The organism is Pantoea cypripedii (assembly GCF_011395035.1).
Lineage (GTDB): Bacteria > Pseudomonadota > Gammaproteobacteria > Enterobacterales > Enterobacteriaceae > Pantoea > Pantoea cypripedii_A.
Genome location: NZ_CP024768.1, coordinates 2,222,338 through 2,239,327, shown reverse-complemented (window position 1 = coordinate 2,239,327; position 16,990 = coordinate 2,222,338). Strand labels below are relative to the sequence as shown.

Here is a 16,990-nt window from a genome sequence, read left to right as displayed (position 1 = left end):
GAGCCGTTATCTTGCCTGCCATGCCTGTTGGCAAAGTTTAACGCACCTCCCTCTGGCTCAGTACAGGTGACACTAATATGCATATCAAACGTGCAATCGATAAAATCCCTGGCGGCATGATGTTGATCCCGCTGTTTCTTGGCGCGCTTTGCCACACCTTTTCGCCCGGCGCGGGCAAATACTTCGGTTCGTTCACCAATGGACTCATGACCGGCACCGTACCCATTCTTGCTGTGTGGTTCTTCTGTATGGGCGCATCCATCAAACTCAGTGCCACCGGTACCGTGTTACGCAAATCCGGTACGCTGGTGCTGACCAAAATTGCCGTGGCTTGGGTCGTGGCAGCCATCGCTTCACGCGTGATGCCGGAAAATGGCGTTGAAGTGGGCATGTTTGCCGGCCTTTCCACCCTGGCGTTAGTGGCCGCGATGGATATGACCAACGGGGGATTGTATGCCTCGATCATGCAGCAATATGGTTCCAAAGAAGAAGCAGGGGCTTTTGTGCTGATGTCGCTGGAATCAGGGCCACTGATGACCATGGTGATTCTCGGTACCGCAGGCATCGCCTCGTTTGAACCTCACGTATTTGTCGGTGCGGTGCTGCCATTCCTCGTCGGTTTTGCGCTTGGCAACCTCGACCCGGAATTGCGTGATTTCTTCGGCAAAGCCGTGCATACCCTGATTCCGTTTTTTGCCTTCGCGCTCGGCAATACTATTGATTTAACGGTGATCGCGCAGACCGGTTTACTCGGTGTTCTGCTGGGCGTCGCGGTGATCATCATCACTGGTATTCCGTTAATCCTTGCCGATCGTCTGATTGGCGGTGGCGATGGTACCGCAGGTATTGCCGCCTCCAGCACCGCTGGCGCAGCGGTGGCAACGCCGGTATTGATTGCCGAAATGCTGCCACAATTTAAACCGGTTGCCCCGGCGGCAACCGCGCTGGTGGCGACATCGGTAATTGTTACTTCAGTATTGGTTCCCATCATTACGGCGCTTTATTCACGTCGCGTTAAGCGTTTTCATGTTGCAGCAGGGCAACGCGCGGCCATCAAGTAACCCCGCTAATCTTTCCCCGACCCCTGTGTCGGGGAAATCTCTGGAATTTGCTATATAAATCAATCTCTCATTTGGTCTGGCCTCACTCTGGATTACGCTGATATTGCGTTCAACGCATCATATAAACAGAGGATGAGACTATGACAGTGATTAACCAACCTACATGCAGATTGTTCACCGAAGTCGGACAAACCACGCAGCTGGCTGCCTATTATGAGGAAGGGCGGCACACCATGTGGATGATGCTGCGGGCGCAACCGCGTCCCAGCTTTAACCACGAACTCATCGAGGAGATCATGAACCTGAGCTACGCCGCGCAGCGTTCCGGTCTGCCGATTGATTTCTGGGTGACGGGATCGCTGGTACCACAAATGTTTAATGCCGGGGGCGATTTGCGTTTCTTTGTAGAATGCATTCGCAACAACCGGCGTGAAGCATTACGTGCCTATGCCCGTGCCTGTGTGGACTGCATTCATTCAGCTGCGAAGGGGTTTGATACCGGGGCGGTCACGCTGGCGATGATTGAGGGCAGTGCGCTCGGCGGTGGTTTTGAAGCCGCCCTGGCGCATCACTTCATTCTGGCGCAGAACAGCGCACGCCTGGGGTTCCCGGAAATCGCCTTCAATCTGTTCCCCGGCATGGGGGGATACTCGTTAGTCGCGCGGCGTGCCGGGATGAAGCTAGCTGAAGAGTTAATTTGTGAAGGGGAGTCACACAGCGCGGAATGGTATGAAACCCGCGGACTGGTGGACAAAGTGTTCCAGCCGGGCGATAGCTATCGCGCTACGCGTACCTTCATCGATACCCTGCGTCCGAAATTGAATGGCGTACGGGCAATGCTGAAAGCGCGTCAGCGTGTGTTGCAACTCTCCAGGGCGGAGTTAATGGATATTACGGAGGATTGGGTTGATTATGCTTTCACGCTGGAACCGAAAGACATTGCCTACATGGAGCGTCTGGTGCAACTGCAGAACCGTCATAGCGCGTCCCTGCGCAAAGCCGGATAATCTCGCAGACCAGCGTTAAACGCGGGCAGGATGCTTAAGCCAATGCCCGAGCTGGTCTGCGGGCATTGGTTTCGCATAAAGATAACCCTGACGCCCATCGACGCCGTTAGCCATAACAAATTTTTCTTCGGCTTTGGTTTCAATACCTTCGGCAATCACCTGCAACTCAAGGGCTTTGGCCACTGCCATGATGGCACGCACCAACGACTGTGCCACCGGCTGCTTATTGATATTACGAATAAAGCTCTGATCCAGCTTGATTGCGTCAATGGGAACGCGCGCCAGCTGCGACAGCGATGAGTAACCGGTGCCGAAATCGTCGAGATGGACCTGCGCACCCAACTCCTGAAACTGCTTCATCAGCTTCAGCGCGTCGGCTTCGTTCTCGATCAGACAACTTTCGGTCAGTTCGATATCAATCGGACAATCCGTCAGGTTGCTTTCTGCCAGTGCCTGCTTCAGATCGCTATAAATGCTTTGATCAATCAGCTGCTTCGCCGAGACATTCACAGCAACCCGTAACCAGATGCCTTCCGCGCGCCAGGCGATCACCTGTTGCAGCACGTTGAGCATCACCCAGCGGCCAAGCGGCACAATCAGGCCGGATTCTTCCGCATAAGCGATAAAGTCTCCCGGTGGCACCAGACCACGTTCCGGGGAATTCCAGCGTACCAGCGCCTCGGCTGTACGCACCTCGCCATCGCGATCCACTTTCGGCTGGTAATACACCACCAGATGATCCTGCTCCAGCGCTTTACGCAGGTTGGTGTCGAGCCACAGATATTCAAAAACGCGTTGATTCATCTCACTGGCAAAGACGCAAAACTTACCGCGACCATTCTCTTTCGCGTGGTACATCGCGGTATCTGCGTTACGAATCAGGCTTTCACGATCTTCGCCATGCAGCGGGGCGAGGGCGATGCCAATCGAGCAACCGCTGTACACCTCAATCAGGCCGATACGGAATGGCTGACGCAGCCGTTCCAGAATGCGTGAGGCCATGGCTTCCAGCGCGGCCTGGCTGGTGTTTTCCGCCAGCACCACAAACTCGTCACCCCCCAGACGCGCCAGGGTTTGATCTTTCCCCAGGCAACTCAGGATGGCCAACGATACGGCCTGGAGCAACTGGTCGCCAAACATATGACCATAGGCGTCATTGACCTTTTTAAAATTATCCAAATCGAGGTAAACCACGCCGGTTTGCGCGCCTTTCGCCATCTCCAGAGCCAGACTAATTTGCTGATGAATAGCGTTGCGATTAGGTAAACCGGTGACGGTATCGGTATTGGCGAGTACGCGCAGACGCTCCTGGGCACGGCGTTCCTCGGTTATATCCGTTCCTGAACAGATGAGAAATATTTCATTTTTGCCACTGCCACTGTGGACGAACTTATTACGAAACAGAAACAGTCGTTGACCTTTTTTCGTCTTCACCCAACGTTCAACTTCGTAAGAACTCCCATCGCGAAAGAACCCGGCGATGTTGCGGCGTGATGCCTGGGCTTCCTGTTTGGTCATAAACAGCTGGAACACATTGCGGCCGATCACTTCGTGTTCTTTAAGGCCAGTGTATTCTTCACTTAACCGGTTGAAACGTTGAATATTTCCTCGCTGATCAAGGATGACAATCACCGAGTTGGCCTCAGAAACCACCTGTTCGGCAAACGAGAGGCCAAGGGTCAAATCACGGGCGACGGATGAGGTATCGCCCCAGGCAGAAGCGGTGCCCGCCCAGGTTGCCTGGTTCACTTTGCGGCCAACAAAATGCATCGGTACAGGGGTGCCGTGCAGCGATAACGTCAGGTTAATACTGGAAGTGATGACCGTCATGGCGCGCAGCAAACTCGCCTGCGCGGGGGTAAGGGGAACCGCCAGGTTAGTATGCGCATTTTCCTCTTCAGCAAAATGCAATGCATCGCTGTCTGCTGTCAGACGCCAATGAGGGCTGGTGGTGCCAAACAAAGTGTATAGCAACGTTTGCCCTTGTTCATCGGTCATGGAAACTTCCTCCGGGGGAATGCTCAGCAGGCGGTATCTCATTATTTTAGCAACAGTATTCATCCTCTTGCGTAAGCACAAGGTGCAATTCGAATATATTTTTGTTTAGATAAATGAATGGCACGAAAAAGCCCCAAAAATTTGGGGCTGGGCAGCATTAACAAGGGCATTTGCCCAGTTTTCCGGGTTCACTGGGAAAGCGGGCATTGAGGCAGTAGCGATAAAAATCGCGCTCATTCATCGGTGTCTGCCCGGGATGATGCAGACGCATATGCTGCAGATAATTTTGATAATCATGCACGCCGACCATTAAGCGAAAGCTTTGCTGCAAACCGCGCCACAATCGTTGCCAGCCGGTGCGTGGCGCATCAGTCGCCACGCTTGCCAGTGGCAGGCATTGCCGAATTTGCCATGCGCCTGCCGGTTTGCGGGAATGGTGAATAGCATCAGACATTACGCACCTCCTTACGCAGTGACACCGCCGACTCGTGTACGGTAGGCACTTCACTGCGCAATGCACGACGGATAACAAAGAATGCGGCGATAAGCATGGTCACTGCCACCAGCATAAAGAAGCCGCAAAGCAATGCATTTATCTGGTTACTGAAAACAATGGTTTGCATATCAGCCACGGTTTTGGCCGGTGCGATAATCACGCCTTCGTCCAGTCCCTTACGGAATTTGTTGGCCTGAGCAAGGAAACCAATCGAGGGCTTTTCGTGAAAAATTTTCTGCCAGCCAGCGGTCATTGAGGTGATAAACAGCCAGGCGGTGGGCAAAATGGTCACCCACGCGTACCGTTGTTTCTTCATTTTGAACAGCACGACAGTGCCAAGGATCAGCGCCATCGAGGCCAGCATCTGGTTGCCGATACCGAACAATGGCCACAGGGTATTGATGCCACCAAGCGGATCCACCACGCCCTGGTAGACAAAGAACCCCCAGCCTGCCACCGCGACGGTCGTCCCGGCCATATTGCCAATCCAGGAACGGTTATTCGCCAGTGATGGGACGACCGTGCCCACCAGATCCTGCACCATAAAACGACAGGCGCGGGTCCCCGCATCCACGGCGGTGAGGATAAACAGCGCTTCAAACAGGATGGCGAAGTGATACCAGAACGCCATCATTGCGCGGCTGTTGAATACCTCGGTGATGATGTGTGCCATGCCTACGGCAAAGGTCGGTGCGCCACCGGCGCGTGACAGAATGGTTTTTTCGCCCACTTCACCGGCAATCGAGGTCAGCATTTCCGGTGTCACCACAAAGCCCCAGCCATTAATCACCTGCGCAGCATTTTCGACTGTGGTGCCGATGAGCGCCGCGGGTGCGTTCATGGCGAAGTAGACGCCCGGATCAAGCACTGAGGCGCAAATCAGCGCCATGATGGCGACAAAAGACTCCATCAGCATCGCGCCATAGCCAATAAAGCGGATATGGCTTTCACGTTCTATCAATTTTGGCGTGGTGCCGCTGGAGACCAGCGCATGGAAGCCGGAGATCGCGCCACAGGCGATGGTGATAAACAGGAACGGGAACAACGCACCGGAGAACACCGGACCGCTGCCATCAATAAATTTGGTGACGGCGGGCATCTTCAGCTCTGGCATGGCAAACAAAATGCCGACGGCGAGGCCAATAATCACGCCAATTTTCAGGAAGGTAGAGAGGTAATCACGCGGGGCCAGCAGCAGCCACACCGGCAGTGAAGAGGCGACAAAGCCATAAATCACCAGCACCCAGGTCAGTTCGGTGCCTTTCAGGGTAAAGAACGGTCCCCAGAAAGGATGTTGTGCGATATCGCCGCCAAAAATGATCGCCGCCATCATCAGCACGAAGCCGATAATCGAGACTTCAGCGATTTTTCCCGGACGCAGGAAGCGCATATACACGCCCATAAACAAGGCGATCGGAATGGTGGCGGCGATGGTGAACAACCCCCACGGGCTGTTTGCCAGCGCTTTGACGACCACCAGGGCGAGGGCTGAGAGAATAATGATCATCACGCCCAGTGCGCCGAGCATGGTGATCACCCCGGCAAAGGCCCCGAGCTCCTGCCGCGCCATTTCGCCCAGCGAACGGCCATCACGACGGGTGGAGATAAACAACACCAGGAAATCCTGAACCGCACCGGCCAGCATCACGCCGACCAGGATCCAGATAGTGCCCGGCAGAAAACCCATTTGGGCGGCAAGGATTGGGCCGACCAGCGGACCGGCACCGGCGATGGCCGCAAAGTGATGGCCGAACAGCACCCACTTATTGGTCGGCACATAATCCAGACCATCATTGAAACGCTCCGCCGGAGTACGGCGACGATCATCCAGCTCGAAAATGCGGCGGGCGATAAACAGGCTATAGAAACGATAAGCAATGCTGTAACAGGCCACGGCAGCAATCACCAGCCAGACCGCGTTAACGTGTTCGCCACGGCTGAGCGCCAGCATGGCAAACGATGCGGCACCAATTAACGCCACCGCTAACCAGATCAATCCGGTTCTGACGTTGTTCATGAGTTAACTCCTTGTAGGGACCGGGAAAAATAAACGATCGAATACAACAAGTTAAAAATAATGTAATGGAATGTAAGCGACAGCTAATCGATGAAGAAGTGTGAAGCGGAGAACAAATTTAACAATTGTTTAATATGAAGGGGAAAAATGCGGGATAACGCCTGTTATCCCGCACAATTTCATGCTCAGGCAGCGGGGCGGGCCACGACGCTGCGTGTTTCCATACGCACTTCGGCGATGGTCACGTCGATGACATCCGTCACGCGGTAAGCGACTTCACCTTTGATCTGCACGGTGCCGTTTTCCTGCGAACACACCAGCTCATCACGTACAGCATGGAGGAACGGAGCAGGGATAAAGGCAACGGCACCATTTTCCAGCAGACGGACACGCATGCCGCCACGGGAAACGTCGATGATTTCGGCACTGAACTTACGATCGCTACCGGCAAACGGTGCGAGGAAGCGTGCGTACAGCCAGTCGCCGACATCGCGCTCGGCCATGCGGTTCAGACGACGGCGCTCACTCATTATGAGGGTCAGCTCATCCTGCGGACGTGCAATCGATTCACCACGAATGATGGCTTTCAGCAGGCGATGGTTGATCATATCGCCAGACTTACGAATCGGTGAGGTCCAGGTCGCGTAGGCTTCCAGACCGAGGCCGAAGTGCGGGCCTGGCTCAGTGCTGATCTCAGCAAAGGACTGGAAACGACGGATACGGCTGTCCAGAAATTGCGTTGGCTGGGCATCCAGCTCACGACGCAGCTGACGGAAACCGTCCAGCGTCGTGATGGCCTGTGGATCAACGGTGATACCGTGGCTAGCCAGCACGCCTGCCGCCTGTTCGGCGTTAGCGAGGTCAAAACCGGTGTGTACGTTGTAGATACCGAAGCCCAGCTTCTGTTGCAGCACTTTGGCGGCACAGACGTTTGCCAGGATCATCGCTTCTTCTACGATGCGGTTAGCGATACGGCGTGGCTCGGCAATGATATCCAGCACTTCACCTTTTTCACCCAGCACAAAACGATAGTCCGGACGATCTTTGAACACCAGCGCGTGCGTCTGACGCCAGTCGCTGCGTGCCAGGCACAGGCGATGCAGCAGACGAATCTGCTGGGCGATGCTGTCACTGGTCGGCTGCCAGCTACCACTGTTTTCCAGCCAGTCAGAAACCTCGTCATACACCAGCTTGGCTTTGGATTCGATCCATGCCGCGAAGAAGTGAATGTCGTCAGCCAGGCTGCCGTCTTTCAGTACGGTTACGCGGCAGGCCAGCGCCGGACGGCGCACGTTCGGACGCAGTGAACACACATCGTCAGACAGCTCACGCGGCAGCATCGGGATGTTGAAGCCCGGCAGATAGTTGGTAAAGGCGCGTTTCGCGGCCAGTTTATCCAGCGCGCTGCCTTCTGCAACGTATGCGGTCGGATCGGCAATGGCGATGGTCAGCAGCAGGTTGCCTTCGGCAGTCTCTTCTGCGTATAACGCATCGTCCATATCTTCGGTGCTGGCGCTGTCGATGGTGACGAAATCCAGCGCGGTGAGGTCTTCACGTTGCAGATGCTCGTCAATCATTGCACCAAAACCCACTTCCGGTGCTTCGCGCTCCAGATTGTGGCGCGACAGCGTCACCCACCACGGCGCCAGATGGTCGTCAGCAGTGGTGATAAATTCGGTCAGTTCAGCATAAAAACCACGGTCGCCTTTCAGCGGATGGCGGCGCATTTCGGCCACAGCCCAGTCACCGGCCTGGAAGTCATGGCTGACATCACGGGCAGCGCGACATTGAATGGCATCTTTCAGCAGCGGATGATCGGGCACGATTGACAGGCGGTCATCTTTTTTCTGTACGCGGCCGACAAAACGCGTCAGGAACGGCTCAACCAGGCTTTCCGGCTCGGCGCTCTCGCGATCTTTATCGGTGTGGATCACAGCAACAATGCGGTCACCGTGCATCACTTTCTTCATCTGCGGCGGTGGAATGAAATAGCTTTTCTGAGCATCAACCTCCAGAAAGCCAAATCCTTTTTCCGTACCTTTCACCACGCCTTCGGCGCGCGGGGTCTGCGCGTGGAGCTTCTCTTTCAGCTGCGCGAGCAGCGGGTTATCCTGGAACATAATTTTTTTAGTTTCGTGGCCTAAGAGCGGCTGACAGTTTTACGCGAATCATGCCCGCGCGGCAAGGCTAAAACAGGCTAAAAAGCCGCTTTACGCGGCTTTTTACCTTCTGATAACCCGCCGTCAGGCAATACGTTGGGTTGGCACAGCGGCGGTTAAGGCCAGCTTCACCGGCACTGACTTCGAAGTCGGGGTGCCGCTGCCGTCACCGTAGCTGGAAAGGGGCACCAGCGGGTTGGTTTCCGGATAGTAAGCAGCCAGATTGCCACGGGGAATATTATAGGGCACCAGTTTGAAACCGCTGACCCGGCGAGTGATACCGTCGTTCCACAGGGTTTCGATATCCACCAGTTCGCCTTCACTGAAACCGAGCGCCTGCATATCGTCCGGGTGGATAAACACCACTTCACGCTGGCCGTACACACCGCGATAACGGTCATCGAGGCCGTAGATGGTGGTGTTGTACTGGTCATGCGAACGCAGGGTTTGCAGGGTAAACGGCACCTCGACATCACCCAGCTGTGGGAACAGCGAAGTGGGCAGGGCCGCGTTGCTGAACTCGGCTTTCTGTGACGGGGTATTGAAACGCAGTTCTGCGGCGGCGTTGCCGAGGTAAAACCCACCCGGGAGATCACATTTGGTGTTGAAATCGCTAAAGCCTGGGATGGTGGCGGCAATGTGATTACGAATCAGATTGTAATCATCGGCCAGCGCCAGCCAGTCAATTTTCTCTTTGCCAAGGGTGGCATGGGCGATACCGGCGACAATTGCGGTTTCTGAACGTTGGGTGTCCGCCAGCGGAATACCGACGCCTTCCGACGCATGCACCATGCTGAATGAATCTTCCACGGTGATGAACTGGTTGCCGGTTGCCTGACGATCGCGCTCGGTACGGCCCAGAGTGGGCAGAATCAACCCCTCGTGACCGGGCACCAGATGGCTACGGTTCAGCTTGGTGCTGATATGCACGGTCAGACCACAACGTTGCAGCGCTTCTTCGGTCAACGGCGAGTCAGGTGCCGCCGCCGCCAGGTTGCCACCCAGTGCGATCAGGACCTTCACTTCGTCACGCAGCATGGCGTTGAGCGCTTCCACGGTGTTGTGGCCGTGCTCACGCGGCGGTTCGAAATCGAAATGTTTGCCCAGCGCATCAAGGAATGCCTTACTGGGTTTTTCATCAATGCCCATGGTGCGGTTGCCCTGCACATTACTGTGGCCGCGCACCGGGCACAGACCGGCGCCTTTTTTGCCCAGCTGACCAAACAGCAGTTGCAGGTTGACGATTTCACGTACGGTATCGACGGAATGTTTATGCTGGGTAATCCCCATTGCCCAGGTACAGATTACCCGGTCGGCGCTTTGATAGATGGCCGCGGCTTCGCGGATCTGCGCTTCGCTCAATCCGGACTGACGCACAATGTCGTCCCAGCGCGTGTTATCCACCGCCGTCAGATAGGCTTCCACACCCTGAGTGGCGGCGTTGATAAAGGTTTCGTCAAACAGACCTTTTTCTCCGGCGGCGATCAGCGCGCGATGGTTTTCCAGCAGCGTTTTTACCATGCCACGGATGGCCGCCATATCACCGCCCAGATTCGGCTGGTAATAGGCCGAACTGATGGTGCCCGCCATTGACGTCACCACTTCCAGCGGTTTTTGCGGATCGGCAAAACGCTCCAGACCACGCTCGCGTAGGGTATTGAAGGTGACGATACGCGCACCGTGATCGGCGGCGTGACGCAGGCTGTGCAACATACGTGGGTGGTTGGTGCCGGGATTCTGGCCGAAAACAAAAATCGCATCGGCATGATCAAAATCGTCGAGACGAATAGTGCCCTTGCCTACGCCAATGCTGCGTTTCAGGCCAGAGCCGCTGGCTTCGTGGCACATGTTGGAGCAGTCAGGGAAATTGTTGGTGCCCATCAGGCGGCCAAACAATTGATACAACCAGGATGCTTCGTTACTGGCGCGACCGGAGGTGTAAAGCTCCATCTGATCGGGGTGGTCCATCGCCTGTAAATGGCTGGCAACCAGCGCGAAGGCATCATCCCAGCTAATGGGTTCGTAATGGTCAGTGTCGCGGTTGTAGCGCAGCGGGTGGGTCAGACGGCCCTGATATTCGAGGAAATAATCACTTTGCTGATACAGCGTGCTGACGCTGTGCTGGGCGAAGAATGCCGGTTCAACTACGCGGCGCGTCGCTTCCCATGTCACCGCTTTGGCACCATTCTCACAGAAACTGAAGGTGCTTTTGTTGTCATCGCCCCAGGCACAGCCCGGACAGTCAAAACCGCGTGCTTTGTTCATACGCAGTAGATTACGCATGTTTTTCAGTGCAGCTTTACTGTCGAAGACGAAACGGGTGGTCGCTTCCAAAGAGCCCCATCCACCGGCGGCAGCGCGGTAGGGCTGAATTTTACGTTTAAATTTCATAGTAAATGCAGGCTTATTGTTTAGGAGTTGTTATCAGGATATGACGACTGTTGACGCAAAGTGTGCGACTGACAGCAAAAGTTGTCTAATTGATTGACTTAATGGTGCGATAGGTCGCGTTTATCGCGCTAATCGGACAGAAGCGTGAGCCAGTTCAAACTTTACCGGCAGCTCAGAGCCTGAGGTTACGTACCACCCGGATAACTGGCTAATAATTGTACTTTCAATTATTGCAAGGGTCTGAACCATGAAGAATCTGGCCAGCCAAATTCACGCCTTCGGTAAAGCCTTGATGATGCCCATCTCGGTGATTGCCGCCGCCGGGATATTCCTCGGTCTCGCCGCGGCAATGCAAAACCCGGCGATTACAGGCGATGCTTTCGCGCATATGCACGTTCCTCAGCTCATTATTGGGTTTATTCGTAAGGTGGCAGGCGCGCTATTCGCCAATCTCCCGGTGTTTTTTGCCGTTGCCAGTGCGATTGGTCTGGCAAAAGCTGAGAAGCCTACCGCGGCGTTTGCCGCTGTCATTGGTTTTATCGCCATGAATGTCGGCATCAGTGCCACACTGGCGGCCAAAGGAATGACAGCAGCCACCACCACGGCTGAAGCCTTGCAGCAGTCTGGGATGGATCAGACCACGGCGATGATGACCTCAGCGGAATACATCGAGATGCTGGGCATCTTTACCTACAACATGAGTGTGCTGGGCGGGGTGATTGCCGGGCTGATTACGGTGGCGTTGCATAATCGCTTTTATACCCAGCAATTACCGACTGCCATTAGCTTCTTCGGTGGACGGCGTTTTGTGCCGATTATCACCGTAGTCGTGTTGCCGCTGGTGGGAATATTGCTGGCGTTGATTTGGCCGACAATCGGTGCAGCAATTGCCTGGGTGGGGCAGATGATCGGTAAAAGTGGTCAATATGGCGCGTTTCTGCTCGGTGCCTGCGAACGTCTGCTGATCCCGACCGGTTTACACCATATCCTCAATGAAACGGTGCGTTTCACGCCCATTGGCGGCATGGCGACCGTGGACGGACAGACCATTGTCGGCGCGTTAAATATCTTCAATACTTCGCTGACCAATCCGGGGGCGATTCCTGACGACACGGTACGCACCGCGACACAATTCCTCGCGCAGGGCAAAATTCCGGTGATGATGTTTGGTCTGCCCGCTGCGGCGCTGGCGATCTACCACACCGCACGGCCGGAGCATAAACAACGCGTCAAAGCGCTGATGCTGGCTGGTGCGCTCACCTCCTTTACCACCGGTATCACCGAGCCACTGGAGTTCTGCTTTATCTTTGTGTCACCCGTGTTGTATTTCCTGCATGCGTTGTTAACAGGCCTGTCGTTTATGCTGATGTCGATGCTGCACCTGATGATTGGCAACGTGCAGGGCGGGGCCATCGACCTTGTGGTGTTTGGCATTCTCGGCGGCAGCAAAACGCACTGGTGGTGGACCCTGGTGCTTGGCGTCATCTACGCGCCGATTTACTACTACGGTTTCCGCCTGGTGATTACGCGTATGCGGGTAGAAACCCCGGGGCGTGAATCCGAGGATGAGCAAAAACCGGAGCAGGTGGCGGCCGACGAGCGTACCCAGGTGATCATCAGCGGGCTGGGTGGGCAGGCCAATATCGAGGATGTCGATTGCTGCTTTACCCGCCTGCGGGTGCGCGTTAAACAGATGAATGAAGTTGTTGATCAGACGCTGATGACCACCGGGGCGAATGGCGTGAACCGGGTCAGCGAGCATGATGTGCAGGTGATTTATGGCCCGCAGGTAGAGAAGATCGCCAATGAAGTGAAAAGCGCGCTGGGTGTCGCCTGACAGGGAAAAAAGCCGGATGCGCATGGAAGCGCTTGAGAATATTCAGCGCTGGCAGGATGATAGCCGGGTTGAGGGGTAGTCAGGGAAAAGTCATGCTGGTAAGCACCGAGAGTTCCAGAACCTATAATACCGACCGCAGCCTGGCCTGCACTCTTGCCGCCGTGGCTGGCGCACTGAATACGGCAGCGTTTGAAACCGTGGGTTTTTTCTCCGCCAATATGACCGGTAACGTCTCGCTGTTGTCAGATCATCTGGCAAAAGTTGACCTGCATATCGGCTTGTTTTTTCTGCTGATTATCCTGCTGTTTATTGCGGGGTCTTCGGTCTCAACTCTGATTATCAACGCCGGACGGCGGCGTGAAATTCGTGGTATTTACGCCATCAATATTTTTATCGAGGGCATCGCATTGCTGGTGCTTGGCGTGCTGGAGAGCTGGTTTCCTAATGGCGATTCCGGGGTGCAGCTGATCCTCAGCCTGAGTTTTCTTCTTGGGCTACAAAATGCGGTGGTGACGCGGATTTCTAACGCGCGAGTCAGAACCACCCATGTTTCCGGCACTTCGACCGATATCGGTATCGAGCTGGCAATGCTATTTGATGTGCTGCGGCGCAAAGAATCACCCAAGGATGCGCCGTTATATATCGAACGGCTAAAGCTGCATCTGTACACGGTGCTGGCGTTTCTCGGCGGTGGTGTGGTGGGTATCGTGCTGCTGAAAGCTATCAGTTTTAAATTGTTATTAATGATCGGCCTGATGTTGACGATGATGTCTTTGACCGCCCTCAGACGCGCACGCCAGGTGTCGCTGTGAATTTGTGAAAATATATGGATATCAAACAGTTAATTTATCTTTGCAATTTAGAACGTGAGCGTCACTTTGGCCGGGCAGCCGAGGCCAGCTTTGTCAGCCAGCCTACGCTCTCGATGCGCCTGAAAAATCTTGAACGCGAGCTGGGTCTGTCGCTGATCAACCGCAGCAACAACTTTGATGGATTCACCCCGGAAGGTGAGCGGGTGCTGGCCTGGGCGCGGGAAATCGTCTCGGTGTATCAGGGACTCAAGCTGGAAGTTGAATCGCTGAAACACGGTGTGAATGGCACCCTGCGTCTCGGGGTGATGCCGCAGTGCAGCGTAGCGCTACCAGCGCTGCTGAAGGCGGTGGCAACACGCTACCCGCAGCTGGATTATCGCGTATCGGCGATGAGTGCCGATCAGTTACTGGATGCGCTCAACAGCCATACGGTGGATGGCGGTATTGGTTTTTTTGAACTCAATGCGCTGCGTGAACTGCATTTCCAGACGGCGCTACTGAAGGATCGCGGTGTTGAGGCGGTGTTCAATCCCGAGGTGTTTCCGGCGCTGCTGGAACATCAGACGCTCGATCTGGCGCTGCTTGCCACCCAGCCGCTGTGTCTCGCTGAGCCGACACGCTATTTCCGCCGTTATCTTGATAGCCAGCTACGTGCTGCCGGGCTCCAGCCCAGGGTGATTGTCGAGAGCGCCTCCATTATGCAGTTGCTGCAAAGCGCGCAGGTAGGGTTGGGGGTGATGGTGTCGCCCTGCGGTCATTTGCTGCCGGAAATGCTGCAAAATTTGCAACGTCGACCGATTGAGATCGCGCCGATGGGACGTCAGGCAGCGCTGGTGATTGCTGAACCAGGCCGGGCAACCCCGCTGGCTCAGCATTTTTTCGATGAAGCGCGCGGGCATTTGCCTGATTAACGTGTCTCGCCCAGCGCCATCAGCAGGCGGTCCTGCCAGTTTGCCAGCGCCACCGCCTGAAGCAGGGTAAAGATTTGTTCTGTACTCCAGCCGGCATTAAGCAGCGGTTGCAGATGGGCGGCGCTGAAACGCTCAGGCAGCCGGGTAAGTTGTGCGCTTAACGTGGTGAGCGGATCGTCACTGGCAACGCCATTGATGAGCGTATTTCGCATCTCTCCGGCATGGCGATCAAACCGGCGCTGGCAGCCAAGAATTCGAGCACTTACCGCCTGCACCTGAGCCTCATCCGCACCAAAATGCTCACTCAATCGCTGCTGCAATGTCGCCCAGCCATACAGGGTCTGGGCATCATGTACCAGCAACCACACTGCCTCATCCAGCCCATCTATTCCCTGACAGAAAGTCATGGCCGCCAGCTGTTCAGCCGTGGCATAACGCAGCTCGACCGGTTTCAGCGCATGTTGCCAGCGCGCGGGTTGCTGAAATAATGCGGCCTCGGCATCGGGCGGTGGCGATACGCCGGGTATCCAGCGCACTGGCAGGCCCATCATCGCCTGTAACCCGGCAACCACGCGCGCCTGATAGCTGACAAACCCCACCAGTTGATTAAGGGTGACAATATCCGGTTCCGTCAGGCCGACGGCATCCAGCGCGCTGATGCTGCTGGCGGCAATCAGCGCCGGTTGCATCGCCAGCTGACGCGCATACTGCGTGATCTGCGTCAGCCGGTTATTGCTTTCTCGTGAGGAGTCCGGACCCGGCAACGGATTCAGTCGCGCGGCATAGTGATTGCATAGGCGTTGTACGCCCGCCACCTGAGCCACGGTCAGCGCGGTGCTGAGACGGTCATACAGCGTCAGGGTGTGCGTCAAAGTAGGCGTTAAGGTGTCGGGAAACAGAATCTGGCTGAGATCGCGCGCCGCCAGCAGGGCGGGTTGAAAATGAATAAACAACGGCTGTAAAGCGGTGGCTTCCTGCTGCAAACCGAGCAGAAAACGATCCTCAATATGGGCAGCTTCAGGAACCAGTGGTGCCGCAGCGCTGTGTTGCGGGCGGGTCTGACTCTCGTAAAACCACTGGTCATGGCCTGGAGAACGGCGTTGTTCCATGGTCATTCCTTTTGCAAAAAACGGACTCGGTAGCGGTCGCTGCAATCCGAAAACGGGCGCGTACCGAAGGGCTAGCCTATCGTCGCCGAAGGGCTGTCCGGGGCAAAAGAATGATCGGTGATAATTAATAGCAAGACAGTATAAGGCGCTGCGGGATGGCACATGCATCGCGCGGTTTTTGATTTAGAGGGGTGAGAAGCAGAAATGAAAAGGGCGAGCCAGGCTCGCCCTCAGGAACTTATTTCAGTTCCAGCTCGTTCATCGCGGCAATGCTGAAGCCGCCATCAACGTGTACCACTTCACCGGTGATACCACCCGCCAGGTCGGAACACAGGAAGGCCGCAGAGTTACCTACGTCTTCGATGGTCACGGTACGGCGAATCGGGGTAACGGCTTCGCAGTGTGCCAGCATTTTACGGAAATCTTTGATGCCAGATGCTGCCAGTGTACGGATCGGTCCCGCAGAAACGGCGTTAACACGCACACCTTCCGGACCCATCGCGTTCGCCATGTAACGAACGTTAGCTTCCAGAGACGCTTTAGCCAGACCCATTACGTTATAGTTCGGGATGGCGCGCTCAGCACCCAGGTAGGAAAGGGTCAGCAGCGCTGAATTCGGGTTCAGCATCGCACGGCACTCTTTCGCCATAGCAACAAAGCTGTAGGCGCTGATGTCGTGAGCGATTTTGAAGCCTTCACGGGTAACGGCGTTTACATAGTCGCCATCCAGCTGGTCGCCCGGAGCGAAACCGATGGAGTGAACGAAACCGTCAAATTTTGGCCAGGTTTTTGCCAGTTCGGTGAACAGCGCAGTAATGCTCTCGTCTTCTGCCACATCGCACGGCAGAACAATGTCTGAACCCAGGTCTTTAGCAAACTCTTCCACACGACCTTTCAGTTTGTCGTTTTGGTAGGTGAAAGCCAGCTCTGCGCCCTGTTTGTGCATCGCCTGCGCAATACCGTAGGCAATGGAAAGTTTACTGGCAACGCCAGTAATCAGAATGCGCTTACCGGAAAGAAAACCCATAGCTGTAATCCTTATGGTCATTGTTGTTGGCGGCCGCAATGGTTAAAAAGTGCGCGACCGACGTTAATCGACGTGCGGATTCTAGCATAAACCTCGGCAGGGCGTTAATCCGAGCCTCGGGAATGTGAGTTTATTCATATCCGGTAAGCGTTGACTTTTAACCAC

12 protein-coding genes are annotated in these 16,990 nt (G+C 55.3%); 5 read left to right on the top strand and 7 right to left on the bottom strand.

Features of this window, described 5'->3' with window-relative positions; translation table 11 throughout:
* Window positions 1-77 precede the first annotated feature (77 nt).
* Together kdgT and CUN67_RS10390 are read left to right on the top strand one after the other, a co-directional pair.
* A complete protein-coding gene (gene kdgT, locus CUN67_RS10395; RefSeq protein WP_208715210.1) occupies window positions 78-1,061 on the top strand; it encodes a 2-keto-3-deoxygluconate transporter in 984 nt (327 codons plus the stop codon).
* 140 nt (window positions 1,062-1,201) lie between these two features.
* Complete coding sequence (locus CUN67_RS10390; RefSeq protein ID WP_208715207.1) at window positions 1,202-2,068, top strand: crotonase/enoyl-CoA hydratase family protein; 867 nt, start codon at window positions 1,202-1,204, stop codon at window positions 2,066-2,068.
* Window positions 2,069-2,083: 15 nt separating this feature from the next.
* On the opposite strand, the gene pdeR is transcribed toward CUN67_RS10390, so the two are convergent.
* From pdeR to CUN67_RS10365, 5 genes are all read right to left on the bottom strand, one after another.
* The gene (pdeR, locus tag CUN67_RS10385; protein WP_208715205.1) at window positions 2,084-4,066 is read right to left on the bottom strand and encodes a cyclic di-GMP phosphodiesterase; all 1,983 of its coding nucleotides are present in this window, start codon (window positions 4,064-4,066) and stop codon (window positions 2,084-2,086) included.
* A 157-nt stretch (window positions 4,067-4,223) separates the two neighbouring features.
* Window positions 4,224-4,520, bottom strand: coding sequence for a YbdD/YjiX family protein (locus CUN67_RS10380; RefSeq protein ID WP_208715203.1), 297 nt, complete (start codon window positions 4,518-4,520; stop codon window positions 4,224-4,226).
* The gene (locus CUN67_RS10375) at window positions 4,513-6,579 is read right to left on the bottom strand and encodes a carbon starvation CstA family protein (RefSeq protein WP_208715201.1); all 2,067 of its coding nucleotides are present in this window, start codon (window positions 6,577-6,579) and stop codon (window positions 4,513-4,515) included. Before CUN67_RS10375 ends, CUN67_RS10380 begins: the two co-directional genes overlap by 8 nt.
* Before the next feature lie 185 nt (window positions 6,580-6,764).
* A complete protein-coding gene (locus tag CUN67_RS10370) occupies window positions 6,765-8,699 on the bottom strand; it encodes an exoribonuclease II (protein WP_208715199.1) in 1,935 nt (644 codons plus the stop codon).
* 123 nt (window positions 8,700-8,822) lie between these two features.
* Entirely contained in the window at window positions 8,823-11,129 is a 2,307-nt protein-coding gene (locus tag CUN67_RS10365; RefSeq protein ID WP_208715198.1) for an FdhF/YdeP family oxidoreductase, read from the bottom strand.
* Between the two features lie 247 nt (window positions 11,130-11,376).
* On the opposite strand from CUN67_RS10365, the gene CUN67_RS10360 reads away from it, so the two are divergent.
* The 3 genes from CUN67_RS10360 to CUN67_RS10350 all read left to right on the top strand — a co-directional run bounded on the left by CUN67_RS10360 (window position 11,377) and on the right by CUN67_RS10350 (window position 14,689).
* Entirely contained in the window at window positions 11,377-12,966 is a 1,590-nt protein-coding gene (locus tag CUN67_RS10360; RefSeq protein WP_208715196.1) for a PTS transporter subunit EIIC, read from the top strand.
* 92 nt (window positions 12,967-13,058) lie between these two features.
* Window positions 13,059-13,778, top strand: coding sequence for a YoaK family protein (locus CUN67_RS10355; protein WP_208715195.1), 720 nt, complete (start codon window positions 13,059-13,061; stop codon window positions 13,776-13,778).
* Between the two features lie 14 nt (window positions 13,779-13,792).
* Window positions 13,793-14,689 carry a LysR family transcriptional regulator gene (locus CUN67_RS10350; RefSeq protein WP_208715193.1) on the top strand — a complete coding sequence of 299 codons (897 nt, stop codon included), beginning with the start codon at window positions 13,793-13,795 and terminating at the stop codon, window positions 14,687-14,689.
* Here the strand turns inward: CUN67_RS10350 and CUN67_RS10345 are convergent.
* A complete protein-coding gene (locus tag CUN67_RS10345; protein WP_208715192.1) occupies window positions 14,686-15,798 on the bottom strand; it encodes an oxidoreductase in 1,113 nt (370 codons plus the stop codon). The genes CUN67_RS10350 and CUN67_RS10345 overlap by 4 nt on opposite strands.
* Before the next feature lie 238 nt (window positions 15,799-16,036).
* A complete protein-coding gene (fabI, locus tag CUN67_RS10340) occupies window positions 16,037-16,825 on the bottom strand; it encodes an enoyl-ACP reductase FabI (protein ID WP_013509224.1) in 789 nt (262 codons plus the stop codon).
* Window positions 16,826-16,990: the final 165 nt, after the last annotated feature.

Coding starts and splice junctions, on each gene's coding strand:
- CUN67_RS10350 (WP_208715193.1), top strand. CDS start 13,793: ATGGATATCAAACAGTTAATTTATCTTTGCAATTTAGAACGTGAGCGT.
- CUN67_RS10345 (WP_208715192.1), bottom strand. CDS start 15,798: ATGGAACAACGCCGTTCTCCAGGCCATGACCAGTGGTTTTACGAGAGT.
- CUN67_RS10360 (WP_208715196.1), top strand. CDS start 11,377: ATGAAGAATCTGGCCAGCCAAATTCACGCCTTCGGTAAAGCCTTGATG.
- kdgT (WP_208715210.1), top strand. CDS start 78: ATGCATATCAAACGTGCAATCGATAAAATCCCTGGCGGCATGATGTTG.
- CUN67_RS10390 (WP_208715207.1), top strand. CDS start 1,202: ATGACAGTGATTAACCAACCTACATGCAGATTGTTCACCGAAGTCGGA.
- CUN67_RS10370 (WP_208715199.1), bottom strand. CDS start 8,699: ATGTTCCAGGATAACCCGCTGCTCGCGCAGCTGAAAGAGAAGCTCCAC.
- pdeR (WP_208715205.1), bottom strand. CDS start 4,066: ATGACCGATGAACAAGGGCAAACGTTGCTATACACTTTGTTTGGCACC.
- CUN67_RS10365 (WP_208715198.1), bottom strand. CDS start 11,129: ATGAAATTTAAACGTAAAATTCAGCCCTACCGCGCTGCCGCCGGTGGA.
- fabI (WP_013509224.1), bottom strand. CDS start 16,825: ATGGGTTTTCTTTCCGGTAAGCGCATTCTGATTACTGGCGTTGCCAGT.
- CUN67_RS10380 (WP_208715203.1), bottom strand. CDS start 4,520: ATGTCTGATGCTATTCACCATTCCCGCAAACCGGCAGGCGCATGGCAA.
- CUN67_RS10375 (WP_208715201.1), bottom strand. CDS start 6,579: ATGAACAACGTCAGAACCGGATTGATCTGGTTAGCGGTGGCGTTAATT.
- CUN67_RS10355 (WP_208715195.1), top strand. CDS start 13,059: ATGCTGGTAAGCACCGAGAGTTCCAGAACCTATAATACCGACCGCAGC.